Source organism: Salinibacterium sp. (genome assembly GCF_031364185.1).
In the GTDB taxonomy this organism is placed as follows: domain Bacteria; phylum Actinomycetota; class Actinomycetes; order Actinomycetales; family Microbacteriaceae; genus Rhodoglobus.
In genome coordinates this window covers 1-2,426 of sequence record NZ_JANLVV010000139.1, presented here as the reverse complement: position 1 = coordinate 2,426, position 2,426 = coordinate 1, and the positions used below count along the sequence as shown (strand labels likewise).

Genomic DNA, 2,426 nt, shown 5'->3' with positions numbered 1-2,426 from the left:
GTGACGAGCTTCCGGCTGTTCCGGGGCTTGCTGAACAGTGGGGTCGAGGCGTAGTCGCGTGCCCATACTGCGACGGCTACGAGTCGCGCGGCAAGCGCATCGGAGTGCTGCTCGGCTCGCTCGCCGGCGTGCACAAGGCGCATCTGATTCGTGCATACTCCCCCGACGTCACCGTATTCACGGGCCTGAGCGGCCCCCTGCCCGAAGCAGAGATGCAGACACTCATCGCACAGGGCATCAGGGTGGAAGGCCGGATGATCGCCGCCATCGCCAGTAACGGTGACAGCCTTGTCGGCGTCACGTTCACAGACGGCTCGACGACCCCCCTCGGCACACTGTTCGTCGATCCACACGCGGTGCCCCGGGATGATCTGTTGCGTCAGCTGGAGGTTGAACGCACAGAGACGCCGATGGGCTCCTTCGCCTGCACCGACGCGAATTTCCAGACCAGCGTGCAGGGACTCTTCGCCATCGGAAACGTCATCAATCCCGCCGCCCTGGTGCCCATCGCCATCGCGGCAGGCGTCACGGTGGCGGTCGCGATCAACGGGGCGCTGGTCGCTGAGGATGTCGCCGCAGCCGTCTCACGACAGAATGGCTCCATGGATCAGCCCACCCCTCTCGCGACCCAGACCGCTGCCGAGTATTGGGAAAGTCGCTACCTCACGAACGGGAGGTCGTGGAGCGGTAACGTGAACGCCGCACTCGAACGTGAGGTGAGCGGGATGGCGCCCGGAACCGCCCTCGATCTCGGCAGTGGTGAGGGTGGGGATGCCCTGTGGCTGGGCCGCAACGGCTGGGTGGTCACCGCCATTGACATAGCCCCCGCCGCGCTGGCGATCGGAAAGGCTGCCCAGCAACCGGGCGACGACGTGACCTGGATCGCAGCGGACCTCGGTGCGTGGCATCCGCCCACCCACTACGACCTGGTCACTGCCTGCTTTCTGCACTCCACTGTGGATTTGCCGCGCGAACAGATCCTGCGGCGCGCAGCGGAGGCCGTGTCTCCGGGCGGCACCCTGCTGATCGTCGGTCACTTCGGCGCCCCGCAGTGGGCCGCCACCGTCGGTCATCACCACGAAATGGGCGACCTGCCAACACCCGACGACATGATCACGGCGCTGTTCCACGACAACCCGCGGCTCGCACTGCCGGATTGGACCGTGGTGACCAACGCCCTCGTCGAGCGCCCGGTCACGGCACCGGACGGCTCGGCGAGCTCCCTCACCGACAGCGTGCTCACTCTGCGCCGAGGGTAGGCGAAGATGGGGCATGATCTACTCCAGCTACGTCGCGATCGGTGACAGTTTTACGGAGGGCGTCGGCGACGACCTGCCCGACGGATCGGTTCGTGGATGGGCCGACCTTGTCGCCCAGGGTCTCGCGCTCGCCTCCAGCGGCACAGTCACCTACGCTAACCTCGCCATCCGCGGTCGACTGCTCGGGCCGATAGCCACCGGCCAACTCGAGGCTGCCATCGCCCTGCAACCCGCGCTGCTCAGCATCAACGGCGGGGGGAATGACATCATGCGTCCCCGGGTCTCGATCGACTCGATAGCCGACCAGCTTCTTGAGGCGGTCGAGACAGCGCGGGGCGCTGGAATCCATGTGGTGCTGGCCAGCGGGGCCAACCCGACCCGTCACATCCCCCTCGGGCCCGCCATCGAGAAGCGGGGCAACCAGCTGGCCCGCGCCGTTGGCCAGCGCCTGCCGCGAGAGGGCGTCACCTGGGTCGACAACTGGGCCGATGCCGAACTTGCCCGCCTGCACTACTGGTCCGTCGACAAGCTGCACTTGAATGCGGCCGGGCATGCGCGGGTTGCCGGTAACGTGCTCGCTGCCCTCGGCATCCCCATCCACTCCGCCGCCGCGGTTGAAAATGATATTGCGCGCCCCAGAAACTCTGCCTACTGGCGTGAATATGTGCTGCCGTGGGTCGGTCGGCGGCTCACCGGCCGCTCTTCTGGAGACAACCGCGAGCCGAAGAGCGCGACCCTGCAGCCGGTCGTGCCAACGAGTCGGTAGTTGCGCGGCGCCCCGGAGCGGCCGCGGGGGACGGGCGGCGAGGCACTTGCGGTCGGTTCGATCGACCGCTCGTCTCCGATAGGGCGGCTCTCGCGCACGACCTTGATGGAGGGCCCTCACTACGAAACTTCCGCAACGGTGAAGCGAGCACATTCGCCTCTGTCGGGATAGTCCCACATCGACTTATGTGGCGATATCCCCACATTGGGGTACATCGGGATATCCCTCAACCTGCAGGCCACAGCGTAAGGAAAACCAGGTGAGAACACAGGCTAAGACCGAGTGAACCGGTGGCTGGCCGCTATGTGGCCCTGGGTTATCGCGAGTACTTGCTGTCGAGGTAGGCGTCGACGGCCAACTTGCTCGAACGCACAGTGCCGTCCGAGCTGTAGCTCACGTCG

At 66.2% G+C, this 2,426-nt stretch carries 2 protein-coding genes; both read left to right on the top strand.

Annotated features, from left to right (window positions below; genetic code table 11):
• Window positions 1-1,259 (top strand): methyltransferase domain-containing protein (locus RMN95_RS06175; RefSeq protein ID WP_309616067.1); only part of this gene is annotated, 1,259 nt, incomplete at its 5' end.
• Window positions 1,260-1,272: 13 nt separating this feature from the next.
• Window positions 1,273-2,025 (top strand): SGNH/GDSL hydrolase family protein, encoded by a 753-nt coding sequence (locus RMN95_RS06170; RefSeq protein WP_309616066.1) that lies wholly within the window; start codon window positions 1,273-1,275, stop codon window positions 2,023-2,025.
• The last annotated feature ends 401 nt before the right edge of the window (window positions 2,026-2,426 follow it).

Bases quoted from the DNA above. Each gene is read 5' to 3' on its own strand.
- RMN95_RS06170 (WP_309616066.1), top strand. From the start codon at position 1,273: ATGATCTACTCCAGCTACGTCGCGATCGGTGACAGTTTTACGGAGGGC.